Here is a 25,941-nt window from a genome sequence, read left to right as displayed (position 1 = left end):
TGGGCTCTATGCTAACGCAAGACGAAAACGGTCTGTCACACGGCAGGCTGACGATAGAGCAACAAAAGCTACGGTGACTATGCATAAGATTGCCTTTGTGGAAGATGACCCTGAAGTGGGCAAACTGATTGCGGCTTATCTGGGAAAACATGACATAGATGTTCATCTGGAGCCGCGCGGCGATAAAGCGCTCGACTTCATCGCGCAGCAAAATCCCGATCTGGTGCTGTTAGATGTAATGCTGCCAGGCAAAGATGGCATGACCATCTGCCGCGAGTTACGCCCCCTGTACAGCGGCCCGATCGTACTGCTGACCTCACTTGACAGCGACATGAACCACATATTGGCGCTGGAAATGGGCGCAGATGATTATATTTTGAAAACGACGCCGCCCGCCGTGCTACTGGCCCGCCTGCGGCTCCATCTGCGGCAATACTCGACGCAGCCTGCCACACAGGTTGCGCCGGAAACGCCCGCAGTACAGGCGCAAGTTCAGGTGCACAAAACGCTGCATTTCGGGTTGCTGTGTATCGATCCGGTTAACCGTGAAGTGACGCTGGCGGAAGAGAATATCGTGCTATCCACTGCCGATTTCGATTTACTGTGGCAGTTGGCAACCCATGCCGGACACACCATGGACCGGGATTTGTTGCTCAAAAATCTGCGCGGCGTCAGTTATGACGGTATGGATCGCAGTATCGATGTGGCTATTTCCCGTCTGCGCAAAAAATTGCACGACAACGCCCTGGAGCCCTTCCGTATCAAGACCGTGCGCAACAAAGGTTACCTTTTCGCGCCGAATGCCTGGGAGAGCGCTATACCATGAGAAAACTGTTTGTGCAGTTTTTTCTGTTGCTGTTTGCCAGCTTCGTGGTGATGACGCTGCTGGTAGGCCTGGTCTACAAAATGACCGCAGAGCGCGCTGGCCGCCAGTCGATGGACGACCTGATGAAAAGCTCGCTCTATCTGATCCGCAATGAGTTGCGTACCATCCCGCCGCGCGAATGGCATAAAACCATCAACGAGATGGATTTGAACCTGTCATTCACGTTGAACATTGAGCCACTGAGTAAATACCGTTTATCGCCGAAAGCACAGCAGCGGTTGAATCAGGGCGAAATTATCGCGATTGAAGATCAATACACCTTTATCCAGCGTATCCCGCGCTCTCACTATGTGCTGTCGGTTGGGCCAATCCCTTATCTGTTTTTCCTGCATGAGATGCGGCTGTGGGATTTGCTGTTTGTGATGCTGATTGGTCTTTCTCTGGCACTTCCCGTGTTTTTGTGGATGCGACCGCATTGGCAGGCCATGTTGAAACTGGAAAATGCCGCGCAGCGATTGGGGGAAGGTCATCTTGAAGAGCGACTCCACTATGACAACACCTCCAGTATGGTGCGACTGGGTATCGCATTTAACCAAATGGCCGATAATCTGAATCAACTGATTGTCAGTAAAAAGCGGCTGATTGACAACATTGCCCATGAATTACGCACCCCGCTGGTACGCCTGCGCTATCGCCTCGCCATGAGCGACAATCTGAGTGAGGAGGAACAAACCGCGCTCAACCGCGATATTGGGCAATTGGAAGCGCTGATTGACGAGTTACTGACCTACGCACGCCTCGATCGTCCGCAGGTCTCACTCCACCTGACACAGATTGATGTCACTGCCTGGCTACAAAATAAAATCGATGAGTGGCGTATGCTGCACGCGGATAAAGCATTCGAACTGTCGATGCCGCCGGGTACGGACATTGGCTATCTCGATATGCGCCTGATGGAGCGGGTGCTGGATAATCTGGTCAATAACGCACTGCGCTTCTGCCACTCGCGCATCAGCGTCAGCGTATCTCGCGATGGGCCAATGGCCTGTCTTCAGGTGGATGACGATGGTCCCGGCATTGCGTTGGAAGACCGGGAAACGGTGTTTGAGCCGTTTATCCGGCTGGAGGCCGGGTTAGAAAACAGCAGCGGAGGTTGTGGACTGGGCCTCGCGATTGTTTATGCCATCGTGCAGGCGTATGACGGCACCATTGTGGCGGAGAGCAATGAATGGGGCGGCGCCCGTTTCCGCTTCTGCTGGCCGATTAAAACCGATATCCCCGTTCGCCCTGCACTCCCGTCTTGAGGGTGTACATTGCGTTACACACCGATACCAATGACTCACAGACCCTCAGCGGGCTTTTTCTTATGCTTCTTTCACCGGGCCGCTTCAAGGCCCACATGTGAACGGAATAATGAGGAATTGATGATGAAAAAAGTATTAGTGTTGATCGCAGGTGCCGCTCTGGGTCTCTCCTCTGTCGCGTTTGCAGCGAACACCACGGCAGCGCCAGCAACCACACCTGCTGCACATGCTCAGGAACACGCGAAAAAGACAGTGAAAAAAGCCGCTAAACCGGCTGAACAAAAGGCTCAAGCGGCTAAAAAACACGTGAAAAAAGCCAAACCGGCTGCTGCACAAAAAGCCCAAGCCGCTAAGAAACACGTGAAGAAAGCGGCTAAACCTGCTGCACAGAAAGCGCAGGCTGCCAAAAAACACGTGAAGAAAGCCACTAAACCTGCCGCTCAGAAAGCCCAGGCTGCGAAAAAACACGTGAAGAAAGCCACTAAACCTGCCGCTCAGAAAGCCCAGGCTGCGAGAAAACACATGAAGAAAGCCGCTAAACCTGCCGCTCAGAAAGCACAAGCTGCCAAAAAACACGTGAAGAAAGCCGCTAAACCTGCCGCTCAGAAAGCCCAGGCTGCCAAAAAACACGTCAAAAAGGCCGCTAAAAAACCGGCTCCAACCGCCGCGTAATCGCATCACGGTTTGTTGTTTCAAGATCCCTGCTCCGGCAGGGACTTGTTGGCCACAAAACGCCGCCAACACCAGCGGGTTTCACACAGAGATAGTGAGTCTGACACCCGGTGAATCGGGTGTTTTTTTATGACAGGCATTCCAGCCGCTCCTCTTCCGGAAGCCGCCGTATGCCCGGACGCATACGGTTTATTTATGGGGTGCCTGATGATGTTCCATCGCTACTCATTCGAAATTGCGTTTTCGTTGGTGCTGGTGTGCGGATTCATCACGCTGCTGTTCTTTATATGATGAACACAAAAGCGATTCCAAGTAGCACCTGAACCCACCATCTTGGCAAACCTGACTATAGTTAGTGGGCAACGAAAAAAATATCGCTTTTCCGCAAGGTAATTCTATTGATGCGTAAACTGGCCTGGTTGTTCTGTTTGATAGCGTTACCCGCCGCCCATAGCTGGGCTGAACAATCCTCCTCTGAAGCTGAACGTCAAAAAACGCTGTTTTTTAATCATGACGATCGCGATCCGGTGCCGTCCCCTACTGCCTGGCCCTGGCAGGCCATCGGTCAACTGGAAACCGCCAGCGGCAATCTGTGTACCGCCACGCTGATCGCTCCCCATCTAGCATTAACCGCAGGCCACTGCGTCTTAACGCCGCCATCAGGAAAACCCGATAAACCGGTTGCGTTGCGTTTTATTGCGGTCAATGGCGAATGGAAGTATGAAACGCACGCCATCGAGGCCGTGACCAATAGCGCGCTACGCAAAAAATTGCAGCCCGACGGCGAAGGGTGGATTGTTTCTCCTGCCGCCGCACCGCTGGATTATGCCTTGATTTGGTTGCGCGATCCCCCTTCGGGTATCACACCGTTAACCACTTGGAATGGCACACAGTCAGAACTGAATGCCGCACTAGCGCAACAGCAAGCAAAGGTTACGCAAGCAGGCTATCCCGAAGACCACCAGGAAGCGCTCTATCGCCATCAGGATTGTGTGATTACCGGTTGGGCGGCCTCCGCGATTTTATCTCACCAGTGCGACACCTTACCGGGTGACAGCGGTTCTCCTCTGATGCTGAAAACACTGCAAGGCTGGCAGTTGATTGGTATCCAAAGCTCCGCGCCAGATGCCAGCGAACGCGAGCGCGCTGACAACCATGCCGTTGCGATCACCGCCATTCAGCGACAATTGAAGGCGCTGGCACGCCATGCGATGAAAAACGCTGCTGATTCAGAATAATTTATCGCCAAACGCGGCGTAAAGCGAAACGCCGCGCATACAAGCGCTAGCCAGGCGATCGGTTTCATGTAAAATCGCTTAACTACGCCCTTCTCGTTTTCATCAGATAATGCAAACGCGGTACTTCTCCGGTTTTTTATCCTGTGAAATATCATGAATAGCGGTGCCTAATGACAGGTTTGTCCCCTATTGAATAGGCTAAGATGAGGTGTTCTTATAGCGCATAAATGGAGTCATCAATGCTAAGACAGTTGAATCATGATGAGGAGCAGCGGATGCATGCGCTCGATAGGCTATTGTTTCACCTGGATACCTCTCAAGATAATGTGCTTAGCCAAATCACTTCGTTGACCAGCAAGATATTGAATATGCCTAGCGCGCTGATCACCGTCAGTGATACCCATTCATTGCATATCAAAGCCAAACATAACTTTGTGCTCAACGAAATGCGCAAAGTCGGCGCACTCGATCAGTACACCATGCAAACCAACGAATTGCTGGTCTGCAATGATGCGTCACAGGATGAGCGTTTTAAGAACAGCCCCTATGTCAGCGGTGAACCTCATATTCGGTTTTATGCCGGTATCCCGCTGATTACTAAAGCCGGTTATGCCATCGGCACCCTGAGCGTTGTGGATTATGTTGCGCGTTCGTTTTCAAAAATGCAGCGCCGTGATTTAAAAACGCTGGCGTCCATTACCATGGCGCTGATCGAATACCGCAACGCCATTGGTCTGATCGATGCCGTGACCCTGTTGCCCAATCGCCAGCGACTTATTGAAGATATCAGCCAGTCCACGGACATTTTCGAAGATTTCGTGCTCATCCTGCTCGACAGCATCGATCTCACCTATATCTATGAAATGGCGCGCTCTCTCGGGATGCCAACCGTAGAAAGCGTACTCAAAGATATCGGCCTGTTCCTGCGGCTGAACATCAGCCGACAAGCCAGCATCTACAGCATTTCTGCGGGGCGTTTTGCACTGCTGGTCAAAAAAGAACAACAAGAGCAGGTACTGAGTACGTTGATGTCGTGTGCTGACCGAATTCAGCAGAGCATCACCAGCCATATCCCGTTGAAACTGGAAATTTTTATCGGCTATACCGAATTTCAGATCCCAATTGATGACCCACAACGCATTCTGCGTGAGGCGTTGAGTGCGCTGCACGATGCGCTCAAGAAAAATACGCGGTTGATGGCCTATCACAAGGAGAGTGACGAGTACCAAAAACGCGCTTTTACGCTGCTTAATGATTTATCGGATACCTTGCAGCACGACCATCCGGGGCTGTATCTGGTGTACCAACCTAAATTGCATATCAAAACGCGCCGCGTGATTGGTGCTGAAGCGTTAATTCGCTGGCGACACCCCGAATTCGGTGAAATCTACCCGGACCAATTTATTCCACTGGCCGAAGATACCACCCTGATGCGTCCGTTAACGGAGTGGGTTATTCAGCAGGCGGCGCGGCAAGTCAGAAAATGGCGACAATCTGGCATCAATATTTCCGTCTCGGTTAACGTCACTGTCACTAATTTCGCCGAAGAAGATTTGATTGAACGCTTACAACGCATCCTACGAACCAATGAACTCAGCATCCACGATATTGAATTTGAATGCCTTGAAACGCAAAAAATAGTCGAAAACTCCGCCGCGCTCTCCACCATTAAAAAACTGAAAGACCAGGGCTTTATGATCTCCCTGGATGACTTTGGAACCGGTTACAGCAACCTTAACTATCTGAAAAATACCCCAGCCCACGTGATCAAGCTCGATAAGTCCCTGATCAAAGATATGAAGACCGATAAGAGCAGCCGCATTATCGTGCAACACACCATTGAGATGCTGCATAAGCTGAATTATCTGGTGCTGGCAGAGGGGATTGAAGATGAGGAAACACTCAACTACTTAGGGCAGTACAATTGCGATCAAGGCCAGGGCTATTACTTCTCTCGCCCGTTGGTGGCCGACAATTTTGCACAGTGGTTAGCGTTACATGATACCAGCATAAAATCGTAATCCGCCGTCGTTTTAGCACCTACGACGCGTATCTATCCCCCAACACCCGCCGTGCTTGCCACTGCGTATCACTCACATAATCCCCTTTGTCCTCAAACAGCGGACAAAAAAAGCGGGCGTACTGTTTCCTGTTCCGCCCACCTGCCTTTGTACTGCACGTTTCGCTGCCTTTTACAACACAATCTGTTCCATGGCTTGCAGCACCCGTTTATCCGAAATGGGATACGGTGTGCCCAACTGCTGGGCAAAATAGCTGACGCGTAGCTCTTCAATCATCCAGCGGATATTTTTCACAGTGTCATCATCGCGCTGCGCTTCAGGCACTTTGTGCCACCACTGCTGCCAGGCTTGCTGCACCTGCTCCACCTTCAGCATTTGCGCCCTGTCGCGGTGAACATCCTGGGCCAATTTTTCCAACCGACGCTCAATCGCCTGCAAATAGCGCAACACATCGGGTAAGCGCTGCCAGCCGACATCCGTGACAAAATCGCGATACACCAAGCCACTCAATTGTGCTTTGATATCGCTTAACGCCAACGCCATCGCCATATCGACCCGGCCTTTGAGACGTTTATTGATGGCGAAAACCATGGTTAGGATCTGCTCCACCTGCCTGGCGATATCGACAACGGTGTCATTGAGATCCGCGCGCACCTTTTCATGCAACTGCTGGAACGCGGCCTCCTCCCACACCATGCCCCCCGCTTGTGCCACCAATTTATCAACGCCACAGGCAATACAATCATCGATCAGATCCAGCACTTTGCCATAGGGGTTGAAATAAAGCCCCAGTTTGGCTTTATTCGGCAGCTTTTCATGCAGGTATTTGATAGGGGATGGGATATTGAGCAATAACAAGCGACGCAGACCGTGGCGCATCGCGTGCTGCTGCTGTTCCGGCGTATCAAATACCCGGATTGCGACGCTCTCTTTCTCATCCACCAATGCCGGGTAAGCCTTCACCGAATAAACGCCGCGCTTCTGTTCATAGCGTTCCGGCAGGGTGCCAAAGCTCCAAATATGCAGTCCCTGCTGCTCCAGCCCATCATCGGCAACGGCAGATAAGGTCTGCTGCACTTTCTCTTTAAGCTGGGTTTTCAATGCCGCCACATCTCTGCCTTCACGCAATGTGTGATTTTTCTCATCGATCACGCGAAACGTCATTTTCAGATGATCGGGCCCCTGTTCCCATTGCCACTCTTCACGCGGCACAGTCACACCGGTCATCAAACGCAGTTCACGTTCCAGCGATTCCAGCAGCCCCCGTGCTAACGGCGTGGCACGTCCGAGAAAGGCTTGTGCGTAGTTCGGTGCTGGCACAAAATTGCGTCGCAACGGTTTAGGCAACGATTTGATCAAGGCAATGATCAGGTCTTCACGCAGGCCGGGAATTTGCCATTCAAACCCGTCTTCATGCACCTGATTGAGAATAGGCAGCGGAATATGTACCGTGACCCCATCCGCATCGGCACCGGGCTCAAACTGGTAGGATAAACGCAGTTTGAGCGCCCCTGATGCCAGAAATTGGGGTAATCCAACGCACTGACCTTCTCCGCGCCATCTTTGATCAACATGCTCTTTTCGAAGTTGAGCAGATCAGCATCTTCGCGGCTGGCGGCTTTCCACCAGTTATCAAAATGGCGGGCAGAGATAATCTCATGCGGGATGCGCTGATCGTAAAACGCAAACAGCGTGTCGTCATCGACCAGAATATCGCGACGTCGCGATTTGTGCTCAAGATCTTCCACTTCCGCCAGCAGTTTGAGGTTGGAGCGAAAGAAAGCGTGACGCGTTTGCCAATCCCCGTCCACCAACGCATGGCGGATAAACAGTTCACGCGCCAGCACCGGATCAATCTGGCTGTAGTTGACCTTACGCGCCGCCACAATCGGTAAGCCGAACAGCGTGACTTTCTCCTGCGCCATCACCACGCCCTGCGCTTTTTCCCAGTGCGGTTCGCTGTAACTGCGCTTAATCAGGTGTTGTGCTACCGGCTCAATCCACTCCGGTTCCAGGCGGGCCGCCATGCGTCCCCACAAGCGACTGGTTTCCACCAATTCCGCTACCATTACCCATTTAGGCGGCTTCTTAAACAACGCAGATCCGGGGAACAGCGCAAAGCGTGCATTACGCGCGCCAGTAAACTCCTGCTTTTCGACATCTTTCTGACCGATATGGGAAAGCATGCCGGTCAACAGCGCACAGTGTACGCTGAGATAGTCTGCCGGTTCGCTGTTAACCGGTATACCCAGGGTTTTCACCACCTGGCGCAGTTGGGTGTAAATATCTTGCCACTCACGCACGCGCAGGTAGCTCAAGAAGTCACTGCGGCACTGTTTGCGAAACTGGCTGGAAGAGAGCGCCTGTTGCTGCTCACGCAGATAGTTCCACAGGTTGACCAGCGTGAGGAAATCGGAGGATTTATCGACAAAGCGCCGGTGTTTTTCATCGGACGCCTGCTTTTTGTCCAGTGGACGTTCACGCGGGTCCTGAATTGACAGTGCCGCGGTTATCACCATCACTTCACGCACGCAGCGGGTTTTACTGGCTTCCAGCACCATACGCGCCAGACGCGGATCGATGGGCAATTGCGCCAACTGCTGCCCCGATGGCGTCAACCGATAGTGACCGTTCTCAGCGGTAGCGATCGCCCCCAGCTCTTCCAGCAGACGCACACCGTCCTGAATGTTACGGTTGTCCGGCGCTTCGACAAATGGAAACGCAGCAATATAGCCCAGCCCGAGTGATGTCATTTGCAAAATGACCGAGGCCAGATTGGTGCGCAAAATTTCCGGGTCGGTAAATTCAGGACGCGACAAAAAATCGGGTTCCGAATAGAGCCGAATACAAACCCCGGCGGCCACGCGACCACAACGACCTTTACGCTGATTGGCTGACGCCTGAGAAATAGCCTCGATCGGCAAGCGCTGCACCTTGGTACGGTAGCTGTAGCGACTGATACGCGCCGTGCCGGGATCAATCACATAACGAATACCCGGCACCGTGAGTGAAGTTTCTGCCACGTTGGTGGCCAGCACAATGCGCCGCCCAGCGTGAGATTGGAAAACACGGTTTTGTTCCTGATTGGATAAGCGCGCATAAAGCGGCACCACCTCAGTGTGCGGCAAGTCCAGCTTGTTGAGCGCATCTGCGGTATCACGAATCTCTCGCTCGCCGCTCATAAACACCAGAATATCCCCCGGCCCTTCGCGGCTCAGCTCATCGACAGCATCGAAAATCGCCTGTAGCTGATCGCGATCGCTGTCATCCGCCTCTTCAACCACCGGGCGATAACGCACTTCCACCGGATAGGTACGTCCTGACACTTCCACAATCGGTGCATTGCCAAAATGACGCGAAAAGCGCTCAGGATCGATGGTTGCCGAAGTGATAATCAACTTGAGATCGGGGCGTTTTGGCAACAATTGGCGCAGGTAGCCCAGTATGAAATCGATATTCAGGCTGCGTTCATGTGCCTCATCGATAATGATGGTGTCATACTGCATCAATAACCGATCTTGCTGAATCTCCGCTAGCAAGATGCCGTCGGTCATCAGCTTGACCAGTGAAGTTTCCCCCACCTGATCGTTAAAGCGCACTTTATAGCCGACACAGCCGCCTAACGGCGTGTCCAATTCGGCCGCGATGCGATCGGCCACGGCACGCGCAGCCAGACGACGCGGTTGGGTATGACCAATCATGCCTCTGACACCGCGCCCCAGTTCCAGACAGATCTTCGGCAACTGGGTGGTTTTGCCCGAGCCGGTTTCACCGGCAACGATCACCACCTGGTGATCGCGCACCGCGCACAAAATCTCGTCACGCTTCTGACTTACCGGCAGCGCGGGCGGATAATTGATGGCCGGACAACTGGCCCGACGCAGCGCAACGCGCGTTTGCGCTGCCGCGATCTCTACACCGAGTTCCTGCGCAATAGCGGCTTGCGCCTGTGGGTTACGCACTTTCGCCGCCCCCTGTAAACGGCGTTGCAGGCGCAACCTGTCGCGCAACATGAGCTCATCCAACTGAGATGACAATGCTGTTAGGGGTGATGTCACAATCCTGTTCCTCAAACGTATATCGCGCAAGCGCTACGCAGGCTGCCTCTGCGCCTGCGTTTTATCTTTCGGCGGGCATGTTATCACATGCCAGCGCGGCTGTTATCACCACGCCTTTTTTCTCTTGTTCAATAAAATCGAACAATGCCCTCGAAATATTGCACTTTCAACCTGTTGGTACACTGCATAAGATGCTAGTCATCCGGGGCAATGATAAGACGTACCCCATCCAAACGAGAAAAGGAATGACACAATGAGTAAAGTACTGGTTCTGAAATCCAGCATTCTGGCAGGGTATTCCCAATCAAACCAACTGGCGGATCACTTCGTCGCTGAATGGCAAACCGCGCACCCAAACGATACTCTGACCGTGCGTGACCTTGCCGCCAACCCGATTCCGGTGCTGGATGGTGAACTGGTGGGTGCACTGCGTCCTTCCGATGCGCCGCTGACACCGCGTCAACAAGAAGCACTGGCATTGTCTGATACCCTGATTGCAGAATTGCAGGCGCATGACGTGGTGGTACTGGCTGCACCGATGTACAACTTCAACATCCCAACCCAATTGAAGAACTATTTTGACCTGGTAGCCCGTGCCGGCGTGACGTTCCGCTACACCGAACAGGGTCCGGAAGGTCTGGTGAAAGGCAAACGCGCTATCGTACTGACCAGCCGTGGCGGCATTCATAAAGGCACCCCGTCTGACCTGTTGGAACCGTACCTGCGTCTGTTCTTGGGCTTTATTGGTATTACCAACGTGGAATTTGTGTTCGCAGAAGGCTACGGTTACGGCCCGGACGTTGCTCAGAAAGCGACCGAAACGGCAAAAGCACAGCTCTCTTCACTGGCGGTTGCGTAACCCCTGCGAACCGCTCCCTGGTGGCGTATACGCCATCAGGACCCAGATTCATCATTACTACCCTGTCTCAATATTGTGTGTTTGGTTAGCCACTGCGCGTCTTTCGACGCGCTTTTTTTTGCTTTCAGTGCCCCTGCACCGCTGTTGCCGCAGGCGTAGTGACAACCGTCTGCGCACGCGTCTGCTCTCGGGTTGTGGTTTCCACCCGACTTTCGCTCTCACTCACCGCGTCAGCCGCCGTGTTATTACCGGATTCCAGCAGCCGCGCCGCGTCCTTATCGGCACGAATGGTGATATCGTGCTCCACCCTGACGTTCATGTTGATAGTGATCGGCGTGGTAGGCGCGGCCACCTCTATGCGCGGCACACAGCCTGCCAGCAGCACTGTCAGTAGGCTTGCCGCTACGTAAAGGGCGCTGGCGGAACGACGCCGCGGGTGCTCACAGCCTAACTTTCTGACGTTATTCTTGTTCATTGGCTCGTTGCTCTAGTGTGTCCTGCACGGTGCCGCCAAAGCGCAAGCTTTGCCAAAGCTGGCTCAGATCCTGCCAGTGGCGGTAGTTAAGTATGACCGGTTTTTGCATGCTGCGCGTCGAGTTCTTGCCTTCGATATGCGCCAGCAGCGCCATTTCACCTTGTGGCGTCATGTCCACAGAGGCATAAGCTCGGCTGATTTCCAGATAACGCAGCCAGTTCACTACGGCACCTTGCGCCATGTTACGTTGCGCCAGTTCATCAGCCAATTGTTGATCAAGACGCAGCGTGAGTGACTTGTCGTTACGCAACTGCCCACGCGTGATCATCTTGTTCGGGTTGGTGAAATCCAACGGCAGCACGCCGCTCATTTTTCCTGAAAGGGCAAACTGCTTTATCTTGAGCGCAGTCACCAGCTCACTCAGGTCGACCCCTTCGACGGTAAACAATACCGGATCGCGCAGCGGCCAGCGCAGCGCAGAGAGACTGCCCCTCCCCCCGAGCACCCCCATCTCTGCCTGGGATAAAATCAGAGGGTGATCCTCACCGAAAGGATAAGCCCCCTGCAATGCCAGATGGATATCCTGCATAGTGAAGACGCTGACCAGTTTGTCGATATGCAGTGTGACGGGGTGCCTGACACCGAATTCCCACCGGTGCTGCGCAAAACGATACGGTAAAACAAAATTGACGCCGCGCACTTCCCCATCCGGTAGCCAGGCGCTGCCATTTTTCACCACCCAGTGCCCACCGGCACTGAAGCCCTGCTGGCGAGCGGCTGAAAAGGCCACCTGCGCATAAAATTCCCCCGAACGGACGTTGACGTTCAGTTTCGGTGATAACAGTGGCTGAAACACCGTTAACGGCTGCGCCGCCCACCACCCCATACCGCGCAGACGCTCACCGTCCCAGCGGCCACGCAGCGCTACCGGACCGATCGCTTCGGCCTTAAGATCGCCCTGCCATTGAAAGTTCGATGGGCTGCGGCCCTCAACGCTAAACAGCAGCTGTGAAGGAGGAAGGTATCCGCCTTCACCCAGATCAACCCGCTGCGAGGTCAGGCGCAATGCACCAGCAAAATGCGTCTCCCCGACTTTACGCTGCCACTGCAAGGGCGCAGTCAGGGTTAAGCGCGGTTGGTGCGCCAGCACACGGCCATAGCGCAACTGATCCAACCCGCTGGTGAGTTGCTCAACCGTGATAAGTGAATCTTCCCAGCGTCCTTGCCCGGCAACATCCCACTGGCTCCCGAGCGGCGGCAACCGCCCTTCTCCCCAATATCGCCACTGCCAGCGGCCATTATCCGGCCAGAAATCTTGCGCCTGTCCATCGAGGTGCAGTGCGATGCGCCCCCAGTAGCGATCCTGCGCGCGCACGATTGCCTGTAACCGGCCATTTACGCCGTTGGCATTCAGTCGCAGGCCAGCCAGCGGCCAGCGCGCTTCCTCGAGCACCGTCTGCGCCGAGGGCCGACCCCAGGCACGCAGTAGCGATCCCGGTAGCAGCGCCAGGGTAGGATTGATAACAGAACCGCGGATCTCGCCGGGGATGGTGGCACTCAACGAGATATCGGCCAGATTAGCCTGCCCGGTAAGTTGGAAGCGTAAAGCGCTATCAATCAGTCCCAGTCGGCCGGGTCCCAGCACCAACACTGCGTTTGCCCGGCCATTATGCCCTTGAGTGAGCATATTCAGACGCGCATCAATGCGCGTTTGCTGCCAGCCATCGCGCCAGTCATGCAGCATCATTGAGACATTACCGGACAAGGGTTGCGCGGCGTAAGGCCAACGCCAGACGCCGTTTTCAATATCGATACGATCTGGGCTCATTTTCCACGGCAGCGACACCAGCGGCGCGCTGTCATGTTGCGCCTCCAAACGCAGAACGCCGTGCGTTCCCTGCCAGTTAAGCGCCAACGTCAGCGGATCGGGGATACTGCTGCTTTCCATCCGCCCTTGCAACGCGCCACGCAACGGCGGATGCGACACGCTCTCCGCCAGATCGACCTCACCGCGCAGCACCAGACGAGAAGCGACATCGGGTGCAGAGAACGCCGCACTCTCCAGCGTAAAATGTGCATCTTCCACTTTTGCAGTCAGCGATAACAGCTCACTTTGGTAGCGCAGGGATTGCTGCTGGCGGTCAATCACCAGATGTACCTGCCCGGCATAGCTGTCCCACGGCAAAACCGCCAGACGGCCGATATTGATGTCGGCAGCGAACAGCCGCGCCTGCCACTGTGCCAGTAACGCTGGCTCGGCGTCTGCGGCGTCAGTGGAGGACGCGGGCAAGCAGGCGGTGTCTAGTGTGAAGCGGTCAATGTCCATGCGCCAGCGCTGCTGCGCGCGCGTAAGTTGGATGTTATCAACATCCAGTAGCACGCAGTCCCCCATCGTAATGCGCACGCCCGCCGTATTCACGCCCTGGTGCCAGACAGGGCGCGATTTCAACGTAAAGGAGGCACCTTCAGGCAATACGCTTCTCGCCGCAGCGGTCAGCCACTGAGGTGAGGTATACCAAATTACCAACGCAAGCAGCATCACGCTCCCTGCGGCAAACAGACACTTTCTCATTGCTCATCCGATCGGCAGCAGTTTGTTTCGCCTGTGCAGAACTGTGCACACTTCTTTATTATTAACATTCATTAACCTATTCAGTCATGCTTTGCACCATTCAGCGCACATATTACTTACAGATTAGTGATAAAATGTTTACTTACGCATAAAAGCTGCAATGCTTTAGCACCAAAATCATCGCAGGCTTAAGGCACCTTGATAACCCTAGAAGTGCCACGGCCACGGGTTACGGCATGCAGGTTACGTTATGCGTTTCTTGTTTTAACCACGCTGTACCCGGAATTTGTATTTAAAGGACTACGTCATGCGCAAAAATCTTCCTATCCTCTCGCAGCGCTATCCATTGGACGCTGAGACACGGCTTATGTCTGTGACCACCCCCGGTAGCTTTATTACCTACGCCAATAAAGATTTTATCCAGGTAAGCGGCTACCACGCCGAGGAACTGATGGGGGAGCCTCATAATATTATCCGACACCCAGATATGCCGCCATCCGCGTTCGCGGATATGTGGAACACCCTAAAGAAAGGCAAAATCTGGACGGGTAGCGTCAAAAACCGCCGAAAAAATGGCGAATTCTACTGGGTAAAGTCGAGTACCACACCGTTAAAAAAGGGCGATCGGCTTACAGGCTATATGTCTGTACGGATTGCTGCCACCCAAGAGGAAATTGCCCAGGCTGAAGCCCTCTATGACCGGGTCAACCGCGGTAAACTGACACGCCAAACCTTTTTTCAAGGTCTGCTAGTCTATCGCGGCCTGTGGGGGTGGTTAAACCTGACAAAAACCTTACCCTTACGCTGGCGTATCCGTATCTGCTTTCTGCTGTGCAGCCTGTTGCCCCTATCGCTGGCCGGTGCAGCCCTGCACGCAACTCCCTCAGCGTCCTTATGGCTGGGGCTGCTTGCCACCAGTTCCGTCGCGGGATGCGAATTACTGGTTCGTCAGGTCGCCGCGCCCCTCGCGCATATTTTGCAGCAGGCGATGCGCGCCGCCGCCGGCCAGGCAGACTCCATGGAACAACTGGACCGCGTTGATGAGATAGGCATGCTGATGCGTGCGGTAAACCAGTCCGGCCTCAACTTTCGAACCTTCGTTGACGACGTCAACAGCAACCTGCAAGCGCTAAATGCTGCCTGCCGTGATATTGCACAGGGTAATCATACGCTGTCGCAGTGCTGTGAAGACACCGAAGATAATTTGCAACAAACGGCGGCATCCGTAGAACAACTCACCGCCACCATTAAAAGCAATGCGGATGCAACCTTGCAAGCGTCTCATTTCACACAGGATGTCAATCGAGCGGTTAACAACGGCGAGGTCGCAGTGGGTCAGGTGTCTGCGACCATGGCGGCGATCACCCAGTCCAGCGCGCGCATTACCGATATTATTAGCGTACTCGATGACCTTGCCTTCCAGACCAATATTCTGGCATTGAACGCAGCTGTCGAAGCCGCACATGCCGGCGATCAGGGCAGAAGTTTCGCCGTGGTCGCTGGCGAAGTGCGCACACTGGCACAGCGCAGTGCGATCGCCGCCAAAGACATTGCGAGCATTATTGACACCACCATTGATAACATCAGCCGTAGCGACAAACTGGTGCACCATACCAGTGATTCGATGGGGAATATTCTTACTCAAGTGCAGCAAGTGACACAGTTGGTGAGTCAGATCAGTCTGGCGACGCAGGAACAGTCCATTGGACTCAATCAGATTACGGATGCAGTTAATAACATTGACGAGCTAACACGCCAAAACACGCTGCTGGCCACCCATTCCAGCTCCGCTATTGATTGTCTGGAAAAGCAGATCTCTACCATGGCAGACGCTGTTTCTGTGTTCAGCGTTGTGCGCAGATAATAACCTGATTTTTATGTGCTTTCTTTTTCAGCAAACCACCGCGAGATAACTGTCGGTGGTTTGTCTCGCCCTGGTTTTCTTGCTAACGTAGCGGAAGTATTCTTGCGGAGAGACGCGTGATGAAAATCGCTATTTACAGCACTAAGCAGTACGACCGTAAATTTTTGGAAAAAGCGAACCTGCAGTTTGGTTATGAGCTTGAATTTTTTGATTTTATGTTAAGCGCGCAAACGGCCAAAACGGCGGTGGGCAGTCAGGCAGTGTGCATTTTTGTCAACGATGACGGCGGCCGCGAGGTGCTTACCGAACTGGCACAGTTAGGGGTAAAAACGCTCGCCCTGCGCTGCGCTGGGTTTAATAATGTGGATCTGGATGCGGCAAAAGCGCTAGGTATCAATGTGGTGCGTGTGCCTGCCTATTCACCAGAAGCCGTTGCCGAGCACGCCGTTGGACTGATGCTTAGTCTTAACCGTCGCATTCATCGTGCATACCAGCGTACCCGCGATGCCAATTTCTCTCTTGAAGGCCTGATTGGATTCAATATGCATCAGCGCACCGCCGGGATCATCGGCACCGGGAAAATCGGCATTGCGACCATGCGTATCCTGAAAGGATTCGGCATGAAACTGCTGGCCTTCGATCCCTACCCGAATCCTCAGGCGTTGGAATTGGGCGCGCAATACGTTGATTTGCACACGCTGTATGGGCAGTCTGACGTCATTTCGCTGCACTGCCCACTGACCCCAGAGAATCACCATCTGTTGAATGCCGATGCCTTTTCGCAAATGAAAGATGGTGTGATGATCGTCAATACCAGCCGTGGTGGGTTGATTGATTCACAGGCAGCCATTGACGCTTTGAAACAGCAAAAGATCGGCGCGCTCGGTATGGATGTGTATGAAAACGAACGCGACCTGTTCTTTGTTGATAAATCCAACGACGTGATTCAGGACGACGTGTTCCGTCGTTTATCTTCTTGCCACAATGTGTTGTTTACCGGCCATCAGGCCTTTTTGACCGAAGAGGCATTGTTGAGCATTTCCCACACGACCCTGAGCAACATCAAGCAACTTGCCCACGGTGAACCCTGTCCTAATCAGTTGGACGCGTAACCCTGACCGGCGGGCGGTAGTAACTCAGCCCGCCGGACACATACCGTTCAGTAACGATGATTCATCGCAACGCTTACCGTTGGCTAACTGGCAGGTGCCGATATTACTGCCGTTCAATTGCCGAGACTGCGCCATCGTGCCGCCCGCCAGCGTGCAATTTACTTCTGCCGGAGAGCTGCTTTTCAGCAATAATGCGGTCTCATTCCGACTTATTGTATTGGCCTCGCTCTGCGCGACCTGATGATTGTCACTGCTGCATGCGGTTACCAGTACTGCACCGATACCGACCAATAGCCATTGATACCCTTTCATTCATTGGCTCCATTACTTTTTTATTCTGATTACATTATGGTTTTCGCGTTGATACCGCCAGCATGCCACGGTACGTCACACCATCGGCACTATCATTTTTCTGCTCCACGGGCGGAATGACGACGTGATAAATTTGCGACATGCATCACAAAAAACTTGCATTGTGTGACGGAAGTCATATTATAGACAACAACAAGGCAAGAACAGATACCGCCAACTTATTAACGCTATACGGAGTCAACAATGAAAATTCGCGCTTTCTTTAAAGACATCCTCGATTCCTATATCAAATTATTCGAAAATGCCCCAAAAGGCGGCTTTTTCTAAGTAACCGCTTATACGAAAAAAAGCTGCTCGGGCAGCTTTTTTTGTGCCTTACCGCCGCCTTACGATCGACAGCGTCTTCGCATTTACGCTACACGTTGCCCATCCTCTGCATTCCCCCATCAGCGAACCGCCTCTGTCCGCCCCTAATTGCCCTAACGTTATAAATCACGACAATACCCAACTTTCTGTTTATTTTTGCGGGTGATAGGAGGAACGATAATATTCTTATCTGTCACTGACAAAAAACTGGGGTGTTCGACGTTAAATTAATGTACTTTAATTATCGATTGGATAAATGACTCAATGCACCATCCTCCTTAGCCATTAATAATGGCCACATAAAAAACGCCAGGATGATTGAAGCACATGGCTAAATGAATGCATATTTACATGACAATGATTGAGGTAAAATATTTCAAAAATAGAACATCAGATAAATTACAATCCCTCACTTTGACCATTTAAATGCATATGATTGACGATAAAAATCTTTGATTGCTCGCTTTAGAATTTTTTTACTCACACCCAATAAATAAAGTCATTAGTATCATGAAATTACCCAAAATCTCATTAGCAAATAGCAATCTATAAAAAATATCATAAATCCTCCAAATAAAACACAGTGTCGTTTTTCGCAACAAACTTGGGGCTATTTACACTAAGTTAACAATTGTACATGTTCGGCTTAATTCACCATTATAGCCTTATCACGTTAAAACCATAAATTTCACCATGACGATATACCCCTTAGTATTAAACTTGAAAATCGATATTTAAAATGGAGTTTCAATGCAGACTAGTGCTATCACATGCCCCCTTCACGGAAATACAGCAATACAAAATTACAATCCAGAAACCAGACCAAATGAAACACTCAATCAAATATCCAACGTCTCTAACACTCCAGACGAACATAGTATAAATACACCTTGTTCGCGTTCATCCGATACGCAGCGGTCATTGCTTCGTTCTGTATGCGAATTTTTTTCTCCGACATCATCAGCATCAACACAGAAACCAGCACCTAAGGAGTTGGCATTCATAGAGGAGGGAAAATCATTGATACAAAAAAGGGACAGCTTAATTCAACAAAACCAGCAATACAGTAATTTTTCGCTTCCCAGTGCACCCACATATGGGTGGAAAACAGCATTTGGATTAGGGTTGCTAACAGGCGCCAGTTTAAGTTGCGGCGCTTTTTTGTGGGCACGGCAACAAAACGGCCTGATACCTGGTAATAGTTGTCCACCCAATAACTATTCACCAGTAAGCCCATTTTCAATGCCTCTACCACCTGAAACACCGTCAACAACCGAAATTTTGCCATTTACGCCCGACACCGTTCACCCCTTTAAGAAAGCAGAACCGTTAACAGCAACCATGAGCACGATAAAACCTATACAATCAAAGAGAGAGTACCCCAAGGGCGATTTCTTTAAACAAACCAAAGTGTGTGATAATTCAACAACGCATTATAAAGATTGCCATGTTAGACATATTAACGCAGATAATTATCAGAGATATTGCTTCCTTTACTCAATAGAAACCCCCTGTGAAAGACCTGAAGACATTAATAAGCCGGTTGCACGCGTCGTTCAACCCAAAAGAAACATAGAGACTGGGAAACTTAAGATTAAGCAACGGGTGAAAAATACGCAACTAGATAGCTGCACCCAAAAAAATAGTTTATGTATCCCCTATCCCTTGGAGGAGAACCCTGACACTTACATACAGAAATTTTATAACTATGAAACCAAATCCAGTTGTTTGGTAAAATTGAACGACTACGAGACAGAGTAATATTTTAGCAAATGCCCTTACATCTGCGCTCAAGGTGGGTCGGGATGTAAGGGGAGCTTATCGGGTGTTTTCGGCGATTCGACCTGCGCTTACGGGGAGCATTTGGATCACTGCATGTAAAACCCCGGTGACGCCTTCTCATCGATTGCACAATGATTGACCTCAGCAGTAAAACGATCTGGTATTCGTCGCCGTAATCCGTACCATACGCGCCATACTTATGCATGCAGGCTACGTTGTGCAAGAGTCCCCCTCGTTTACACTACTCAGATGGGGCGTGAAAATGCACAATAGGTGTATCAACTCTACCGCAAATGGATAGAAGACCTGAATGCAGATCGGGTCGGAATGCCGAGTAAACGGCTTTCCCAGTGAATCAATTTGCCCCTGTGGTGCCCCTCAAGGGCATGGAAAAGAAATTAAATGCAATAAAATCAACAAACTAATCAAAAACAGCAATACAACCTCAACAAACTGCAAAAGCGTTTACGTCGTAACGTTGGCGAAGCGATCGCTGACTTCAATATGATTGAAGAGGGTGACCGCATTATGGTGTGTCTCTCCGGCGGTAAAGACAGTTACACGCTGCTGGAAATACTGCGTAATCTGCAACAGAGCGCCCCTGTGAATTTTTCACTGGTGGCCGTCAATCTCGATCAGAAACAGCCGGGTTTCCCTGAGCATGTTTTGCCACAGTATCTGGACAGTCTGGGCGTTGAATACAAGATTGTCGAAGAGAACACCTACGGCATTGTGAAAGAAAAAATCCCTGAGGGGAAAACCACCTGCTCCCTCTGTTCGCGACTGCGTCGCGGTATTCTCTACCGCACGGCTACCGAGCTGGGAGCCACCAAAATTGCGCTGGGTCACCACCGCGACGATATGTTGCAAACGCTGTTTCTCAACATGTTTTACGGCGGCAAGTTAAAAGGAATGCCACCGAAGCTGATGAGTGACGACGGCAAACACGTGGTGATCCGCCCACTGGCCTACTGTCGCGAAAAAGATATCGAACGTTTTGCCGAAGCGCGCGCGTTTCCGATTATCCCCTGCAACCTGTGCGGATCGCAGCCTAATCTGCAACGTCAGGTGATTAAAGACATGCTGCGCGATTGGGATAAACGTCATCCCGGCCGTATTGAGACGATGTTCACGGCCATGCAAAACGTTGTGCCTTCCCACTTGGCCGACCATCACCTTTTCGATTTCAAGGGGATCCAGCACGGCAGTGAAGTGATTGACGGTGGGGATTTAGCGTTTGATCGTGAAACGCTTCCGCTCCAGCCGGTCGGTTGGCAACCCGAAGACGATGCCGTTGCCGAACCTGAACGCCTTAACGTTATCGAAATCAAATAAGACCAGGGCACTACGGTGCCCGCCTGAGCTTCAGGCAAAAAAAATGCCGACATAAACGTCGGCATGGTGTGAATCAATTGTGCTATGCAGTAATTCAAAAAAGGAAGTAAGACAATATGGAGCGCAACGCCCATCGCTTGACGTTGCATTCACCTGCGAGAGTGATAGTGCCGTACCTGCGTGCATGAAATGTTGATATTTCTCAATATATTCAATTTTTTTTGAAGACACTCAACATATTGTGATAGCAGGCGCAGTAACGCATTGGAAAATTTCATAGCCATTTACTGCGCTTTAACCACAGGGCAACGCCCCCCACCAAGACGATCAACATAACGCAGAAGGTGATAAATCCCATGGATGAACCACCGCCAGGGATCCCGCCCAGATTGACCCCAAACAGCCCGTTTAAGAAAGTGGTTGGCAAAAATATCATGGCCAACACGGACATGCTGTAAGTACGTCGATTCAGCGCCTCTGTCATCTGTGAAGTAATTTCATCAGCCAGTACAGTGGTGCGGGCTACACTGGCGTCCAAATCGTCCAACCCGCGCCCAAGGCGTTCAGCAATTTCCTGCATCCTGCGGCGATCGTCATCGCCCATCCAGGCCAGGCGCTCGCCCGAAAGACGGGAAAATACATCGCGCTGCGGTGTCATGTAGCGCCGTAATACAATCAACTGTTTGCGAATCAATGCCAGCGTACCGCGCGCCGGAATTTTCTGCTCCAGCAGATCGTCTTCCAGATCGATGATTTTTTCATGCAAATCGTCGATAAATTCACTGGTTTGGTCCGTCAGCGCTTCGGCCACGGAAACCAGCCAGCTACCGCTATCCGTTGGGCCGTTACCCTCTTGCAGATCCGTCAGCACATCATTGATGGCGGCAATTTTGCGACGGCGCGTTGAGATAATCAGCGTATCCGTAATAAAGACCCGCACGGCCACCAACTGATCAGGGCGTGAATCGGCATTGAGATTGATGCTGCGCAGGGTAATGAGCGTCCCCTCACCCAGGCGCGTAACCCGTGGACGTGCACTTTCTCCAGCCAGTAAGTTACGAATGCCGTCAGGCAGCAGCGGCGTTTCATTTAACCAACGCGCACTGCCGGGCAGGCTATAATCCAAATGCAGCCAGCAAGGCGTGGTGCTATCCACCACCCCGTCAGCCGAAATCGGTTTGATTCCGCCCTTCCCATCCAACTGGCAGGCATGAACCGCCTCTGAATCCTGCAATACTTTTCCTTCAAACGGCTTCATGTTTTTCTCTCCCACTGCCCTTACGCTACCCCATCACAATGACGGTCAAACCGTAACGGTTTTACAACAGCTAAAGCCTAGCGATAATTAGATTTTTCGCAAATTCAATCAGTAACAAAATCACTCACGATCGTTGCGCGTTTACATTATCGTTAAAGAGCACATTTTTGACACATATCACTGCCGGTTTTTCAAAACCCGCTACAGTATCAGTGAGCTCTTGTTTCCACATCAGATGATGAACAGGAGGTGATATGTATAAGACCGTGCTCGTTCCCATCGACATATCTGAAAATGAATTAACGCAACGCGTTGTGGCGCACGTAGAAGCGTTGGCCAAGCTGCATGACACCTACGTGCACTTTCTTACCGTGATCCCTTCATACCCCTATTACACCACCCTTGGTGTAACCTATCCTGCCGGGCTGCCCGATATCGAGGAGATGAAACGCAACACCAGCGCGGCATTTACCGAGGTCATTAAGCGTTTTAACCTGCCGGAAGACAGGATTATGCCGCACATCATGACCGGCACGCCCAAGGAGCAAATCCTGAAGCTTGCTGACTCACTCGATGCTGACCTCATCATCATCGGCTCCCACCGCCCCAGCGCCACCACCTTTTTACTGGGCTCCAACGCGGCCGCCGTGGTGCGACACGCCACCTGTTTGGTGCTTGTCGTTCGCTAGCCGTAGGCAGCCCGCGCAAAACGGGCTGCATAATCGCTGACAATAATAATCAATGCTTCAAGATATAGAGGGTATGGCTGTAAGCCACATCTTCGGGGTTGGTGATCGGGTAACCTTTTACCCAGGGTTTGATCAAGCGACCGTTGGTGTATTGATAGATAGGGGCGATAGGCGCGGCATCCAGCAGCAGATTTTCGGCCTGGTTATACAGCGCGTTGCGCGCTGCAGCATCGGTTTTCATGCTGGCATCATTGACCACGCGATCGTAATCCGCACTGTGAAAACGCGCAATATTTCCGCTGTGGGTGGAAGTCAGCAAGGACAGAAACGTCGAGGCTTCATTGTAATCACCTACCCAGGATGCGCGGATCACATCAAAATCACCGCTGTTACGGCTGTTGATATAGGTTTGCCACTCCTGATTGGTCAACTTCACGTTGACGCCCAACTTTTGCTTCCACATCGACGCGATAGCGATAGCAATTTTCTGATGGTTTTCCGCCGTGTTATACAACAGTGAGAGCGTCAGTGGACGATCAGGCCCATACCCCGCCGCCGCCATCAGCGCTTTGGCCTGCATATCCAACTCTTCCTGCGAGTAGTGCTGTAACGGGTTAGGCTCCGGCGTAAACCCGGCGGTCACATCAGGCGTGAAGCGGTAGGCCGGTTTTTCTCCGGTGCCCAACACTTTTTCGGCAATGATCTTGCGGTCTATCGCATAGGAGAGCGCCCGGCGCACGCTGGGTGTTAAAGGCGTAGTAGTACGTTCCCAACTGCTCCGGCGTGTACACCTGTCCCGGCACATCCTTGAGCAGCTTCTGGTACATCTGTTTCGGGAAAGATTCGGTGATATCGATATCCCCCGCCAGATAGCGCTTAGTGGCGTTGGATTCCTGATTGATGGGCACAAAGGTCACTTTGGTTAAACGGGTGTTGGCACGATCCCAGTAGTAAGGATTAGGTGTCAGCACCAGCTTCTCGTTGACCACGCGCTCTTTGAGCGCAAATGCGCCGTTACCCACCAGATTCCCCGGTTTAGTCCAGTCATTGCCAAATTGCTCAACGGTTTTCTGGTGCACCGGAAACAGGCTGAAATGGCCGACAAGATTGATAAAATAAGGTACTGGCTTAGTCAATTGCACGCGTAGCGTATGCGCATCTACCGCCGTCACGCCCAACTGATCTGGCGTCTGAGTCCCGGCAATGATCTGCTCAGCATTCACAATCCCCGCCAGACGGGCAAACCAGGCAAACGGCGAGGAGTTGGCGGGATCAACCAGACGCCGCCAACTGTAGACAAAATCCTGTGCGGTCACCGGATCGCCATTCGACCAGCGCGCATCATCACGCAGTGTAAACAGAAAGGTTCGGTTGTCATTGGTTTGCCAACGCAACGCAACGCCGGGGATCGCTCGGCCTTGTGCGTCCTGATTCAGCAGCCCTTCAAACAGATCGCGCGACACCTGAGCTTCAGGCAAACCGACCGCTTTAATTGGGTCCAAAGAGGCGGGTTCATCCTTGATATGGCGAACAATTTCCTGTTTATCCGCCAATACCGCATCAGCAGGCACATTCGCCGCCACGGCACTGCCCATTGTTGTGCCCAAAATGACCGCCAGCAGGCCCCGTTTAAGCCCGGTATTATTAGGGTATTGCATCGCCATTCACCTCATCCATCATCAGGTTACGGTATCACTCACAGTGTATTGCAACCATGATAGCGGGAAATGGGCTATGTCGCCTTATTGGGTTAGCGCTCTGTGTGTATCAATGCGAAACGGGGCACGAATAAGGCTTTGTTCATCACCCCTTTTGTGATGAAGTATGCTGATGTATGACCACAATGAGGCTTTGGCATCATGATGACGGGCACGTGTTTGCTGACACCACGCCACCAGCGTGGACCCCTTAAGGTATCCGGTGAGCGCTATGGTTCATCCGCGTTGGGCGCGCCGTTACTCTACTTTCCTGCCGAGCACGCCAGCAGCGATACCGGTCTGATTCTCGCCGGCACACACGGTGATGAAACCGCGTCAATCGCCGTTCTCTCCTGCGCCCTACGAACGCTGCTCCCCGGACAACGTCATCAGCATCTGGTGCTGTGCGTCAATCCGGACGGCTGCCAGCTTGGTCTGCGCGCCAATGCCAATGGCGTTGATCTGAACCGCAATTTCCCCACCGCTAACTGGCAGGAAGCCAATACGGTCTATCGCTGGAACAGCGCCACGCCTGAACGCGACGTGCAACTGTCCACCGGTGCGTTTCCAGGCTCAGAGCCTGAAACCCAGGCATTGTGTTCGCTGATTGAACGTCTCGATCCGGCCTGGGTTGTCACCTTCCACGAACCGCTTGCCTGTGTTGACGATCCGGACCGTTCTACGCTGGCAGCATGGCTTTCACAGGCCTTCTCGTTGCCGCAGGTCGAACATATTGGTTACCCCACGCCGGGCTCTTTTGGCAGTTGGTGCGCAGAACGCCAATTGCCCTGCATCACGTTAGAACTGCCTGCGATTTCCGCCGACGACGCGAGCGAACGCTACTTGTCCACCTGTGTCACCTTGTTGCAACAAAAGTTTTTATATCAATGTTGCTAATGTTGCCCTACACTGATGAGCGTGTTAACCACCTGTAATTAAAGGACAAAGAAATGTCAAAAAATGTGCATTTTCAAGGCAATCCTGTCGCTGTAGCCGGAAACTTTCCAGAGAAAGGCGCTAAGGCTGCCGCCTTCACACTGGTTGCCAAGGACCTTTCCGATGTCGCGCTGACCCAGTTCGCCGGTAAGCGTAAAATCCTGAATATATTCCCAAGTATCGATACGGGTGTCTGCGCCGCTTCCGTGCGCAAATTTAACCAATTGGCTTCCGAACTGGATAACACCGTGGTTCTCTGCATCTCTGCCGATCTGCCGTTTGCACAATCGCGTTTCTGTGGTGCAGAAGGTCTGAACAACGTGGTGGTGCTCTCTTTGCTGCGCGGTGCAGAATTTAAGGACAACTACGGTGTTGCTATCGCTGCTGGTCCGCTGCACGGACTGACAGCACGTGCTGTGGTGGTATTGGATGAGCAAGACAACGTGCTGCACAGCGAGTTGGTGAACGAGATCACCACCGAGCCCGATTATGATGCCGCGCTGGCTGCACTGAAATAAGTCTCCGCGGATAAAAGAAACGGCTGCCGAGGCAGCCGTTTTTTTTG

Annotated in this window: 18 protein-coding genes and 2 pseudogenes; 14 read left to right on the top strand and 6 right to left on the bottom strand. The window is 52.2% G+C overall.

The genetic code is table 11. The annotated features are described in order from the left end of the window. Positions 1-79: 79 nt before the first annotated feature. The 6 genes from rstA (at position 80) to K6K13_RS09255 (ending at position 6,061) form a co-directional block, all read left to right on the top strand. A complete protein-coding gene (gene rstA / locus K6K13_RS09280; RefSeq protein WP_222160528.1) occupies positions 80-826 on the top strand; it encodes a two-component system response regulator RstA in 747 nt (248 codons plus the stop codon). Then, on the top strand, positions 823-2,130 hold the full coding sequence (gene rstB, locus K6K13_RS09275; RefSeq protein ID WP_222160527.1) for a two-component system sensor histidine kinase RstB: 1,308 nt from the start codon (positions 823-825) through the stop codon (positions 2,128-2,130). Before rstA ends, rstB begins: the two co-directional genes overlap by 4 nt. 123 nt (positions 2,131-2,253) lie before the next feature. Then, positions 2,254-2,802: an acid resistance repetitive basic protein Asr gene (asr, locus tag K6K13_RS09270; protein ID WP_222161031.1), complete on the top strand. Its 549-nt coding sequence runs from the start codon at positions 2,254-2,256 to the stop codon at positions 2,800-2,802. Between the two features lie 129 nt (positions 2,803-2,931). After that, complete coding sequence (locus tag K6K13_RS09265) at positions 2,932-3,093, top strand: hypothetical protein (RefSeq protein WP_222160526.1); 162 nt, start codon at positions 2,932-2,934, stop codon at positions 3,091-3,093. A gap of 110 nt (positions 3,094-3,203) precedes the next feature. Beyond that, entirely contained in the window at positions 3,204-4,040 is an 837-nt protein-coding gene (locus tag K6K13_RS09260; RefSeq protein ID WP_222161030.1) for a trypsin-like serine peptidase, read from the top strand. 239 nt (positions 4,041-4,279) lie between these two features. Continuing rightward, a complete protein-coding gene (locus K6K13_RS09255) occupies positions 4,280-6,061 on the top strand; it encodes a sensor domain-containing phosphodiesterase (protein WP_222160525.1) in 1,782 nt (593 codons plus the stop codon). A 171-nt stretch (positions 6,062-6,232) separates the two neighbouring features. On the opposite strand, the pseudogene hrpA reads toward K6K13_RS09255, so the two are convergent. Beyond that, a pseudogene (hrpA, locus tag K6K13_RS09250) lies at positions 6,233-10,053 on the bottom strand (ATP-dependent RNA helicase HrpA). 319 nt (positions 10,054-10,372) lie between these two features. On the opposite strand from hrpA, the gene K6K13_RS09245 reads away from it, so the two are divergent. Then, on the top strand, positions 10,373-10,978 hold the full coding sequence (locus K6K13_RS09245) for an FMN-dependent NADH-azoreductase (protein WP_222160524.1): 606 nt from the start codon (positions 10,373-10,375) through the stop codon (positions 10,976-10,978). Between the two features lie 124 nt (positions 10,979-11,102). Here the strand turns inward: K6K13_RS09245 and K6K13_RS09240 are convergent, their stop codons facing one another. Next, entirely contained in the window at positions 11,103-11,453 is a 351-nt protein-coding gene (locus K6K13_RS09240) for a YnbE family lipoprotein (protein ID WP_222160523.1), read from the bottom strand. Beyond that, a complete protein-coding gene (locus K6K13_RS09235; RefSeq protein ID WP_222160522.1) occupies positions 11,440-14,025 on the bottom strand; it encodes a YdbH family protein in 2,586 nt (861 codons plus the stop codon). Before K6K13_RS09235 ends, K6K13_RS09240 begins: the two co-directional genes overlap by 14 nt. Positions 14,026-14,332: 307 nt before the next feature. Here K6K13_RS09235 and K6K13_RS09230 point away from each other — a divergent pair, with 307 nt between their 5' ends. Both K6K13_RS09230 and K6K13_RS09225 read left to right on the top strand, forming a co-directional pair. After that, positions 14,333-15,889: a methyl-accepting chemotaxis protein gene (locus K6K13_RS09230; RefSeq protein WP_222160521.1), complete on the top strand. Its 1,557-nt coding sequence runs from the start codon at positions 14,333-14,335 to the stop codon at positions 15,887-15,889. Between the two features lie 119 nt (positions 15,890-16,008). After that, positions 16,009-17,001, top strand: coding sequence for a 2-hydroxyacid dehydrogenase (locus tag K6K13_RS09225; protein ID WP_222160520.1), 993 nt, complete (start codon positions 16,009-16,011; stop codon positions 16,999-17,001). 24 nt (positions 17,002-17,025) lie between these two features. On the opposite strand, the gene K6K13_RS09220 is transcribed toward K6K13_RS09225, so the two are convergent. Continuing rightward, on the bottom strand, positions 17,026-17,313 hold the full coding sequence (locus K6K13_RS09220; protein ID WP_222160519.1) for a putative hemolysin: 288 nt from the start codon (positions 17,311-17,313) through the stop codon (positions 17,026-17,028). A 1,116-nt stretch (positions 17,314-18,429) separates the two neighbouring features. On the opposite strand from K6K13_RS09220, the gene K6K13_RS09215 reads away from it, so the two are divergent. Beyond that, a complete protein-coding gene (locus K6K13_RS09215) occupies positions 18,430-19,440 on the top strand; it encodes a hypothetical protein (protein ID WP_222160518.1) in 1,011 nt (336 codons plus the stop codon). 474 nt (positions 19,441-19,914) lie between these two features. Then, the gene (ttcA, locus tag K6K13_RS09210; protein WP_252120503.1) at positions 19,915-20,796 is read left to right on the top strand and encodes a tRNA 2-thiocytidine(32) synthetase TtcA; all 882 of its coding nucleotides are present in this window, start codon (positions 19,915-19,917) and stop codon (positions 20,794-20,796) included. A gap of 274 nt (positions 20,797-21,070) precedes the next feature. Here ttcA and zntB read toward each other — a convergent pair whose 3' ends face one another. Further along, positions 21,071-22,054 carry a zinc transporter ZntB gene (gene zntB / locus K6K13_RS09205; RefSeq protein WP_222160517.1) on the bottom strand — a complete coding sequence of 328 codons (984 nt, stop codon included), beginning with the start codon at positions 22,052-22,054 and terminating at the stop codon, positions 21,071-21,073. 254 nt (positions 22,055-22,308) lie between these two features. Here zntB and uspF point away from each other — a divergent pair, with 254 nt between their 5' ends. Then, positions 22,309-22,743 (top strand): universal stress protein UspF, encoded by a 435-nt coding sequence (uspF, locus tag K6K13_RS09200; RefSeq protein WP_222160516.1) that lies wholly within the window; start codon positions 22,309-22,311, stop codon positions 22,741-22,743. Between the two features lie 49 nt (positions 22,744-22,792). On the opposite strand, the pseudogene K6K13_RS09195 reads toward uspF, so the two are convergent. Next, a pseudogene (locus tag K6K13_RS09195) lies at positions 22,793-24,338 on the bottom strand (peptide ABC transporter substrate-binding protein). A 267-nt stretch (positions 24,339-24,605) separates the two neighbouring features. On the opposite strand from K6K13_RS09195, the gene mpaA reads away from it, so the two are divergent. Continuing rightward, a complete protein-coding gene (gene mpaA / locus K6K13_RS09190) occupies positions 24,606-25,337 on the top strand; it encodes a murein tripeptide amidase MpaA (protein WP_222161029.1) in 732 nt (243 codons plus the stop codon). A 53-nt stretch (positions 25,338-25,390) separates the two neighbouring features. Next, positions 25,391-25,894, top strand: a complete 504-nt coding sequence (gene tpx, locus K6K13_RS09185) for a thiol peroxidase (protein WP_222160515.1) — start codon at positions 25,391-25,393, stop codon at positions 25,892-25,894. Positions 25,895-25,941 lie beyond the last annotated feature (47 nt).

This window comes from Symbiopectobacterium purcellii (assembly GCF_019797845.1).
GTDB classification, from domain to species: Bacteria; Pseudomonadota; Gammaproteobacteria; order Enterobacterales; family Enterobacteriaceae; genus Symbiopectobacterium; species Symbiopectobacterium purcellii.
Note: the sequence above shows the minus strand (reverse complement) of the source record. Positions and strands in the feature narration are given on the sequence as shown.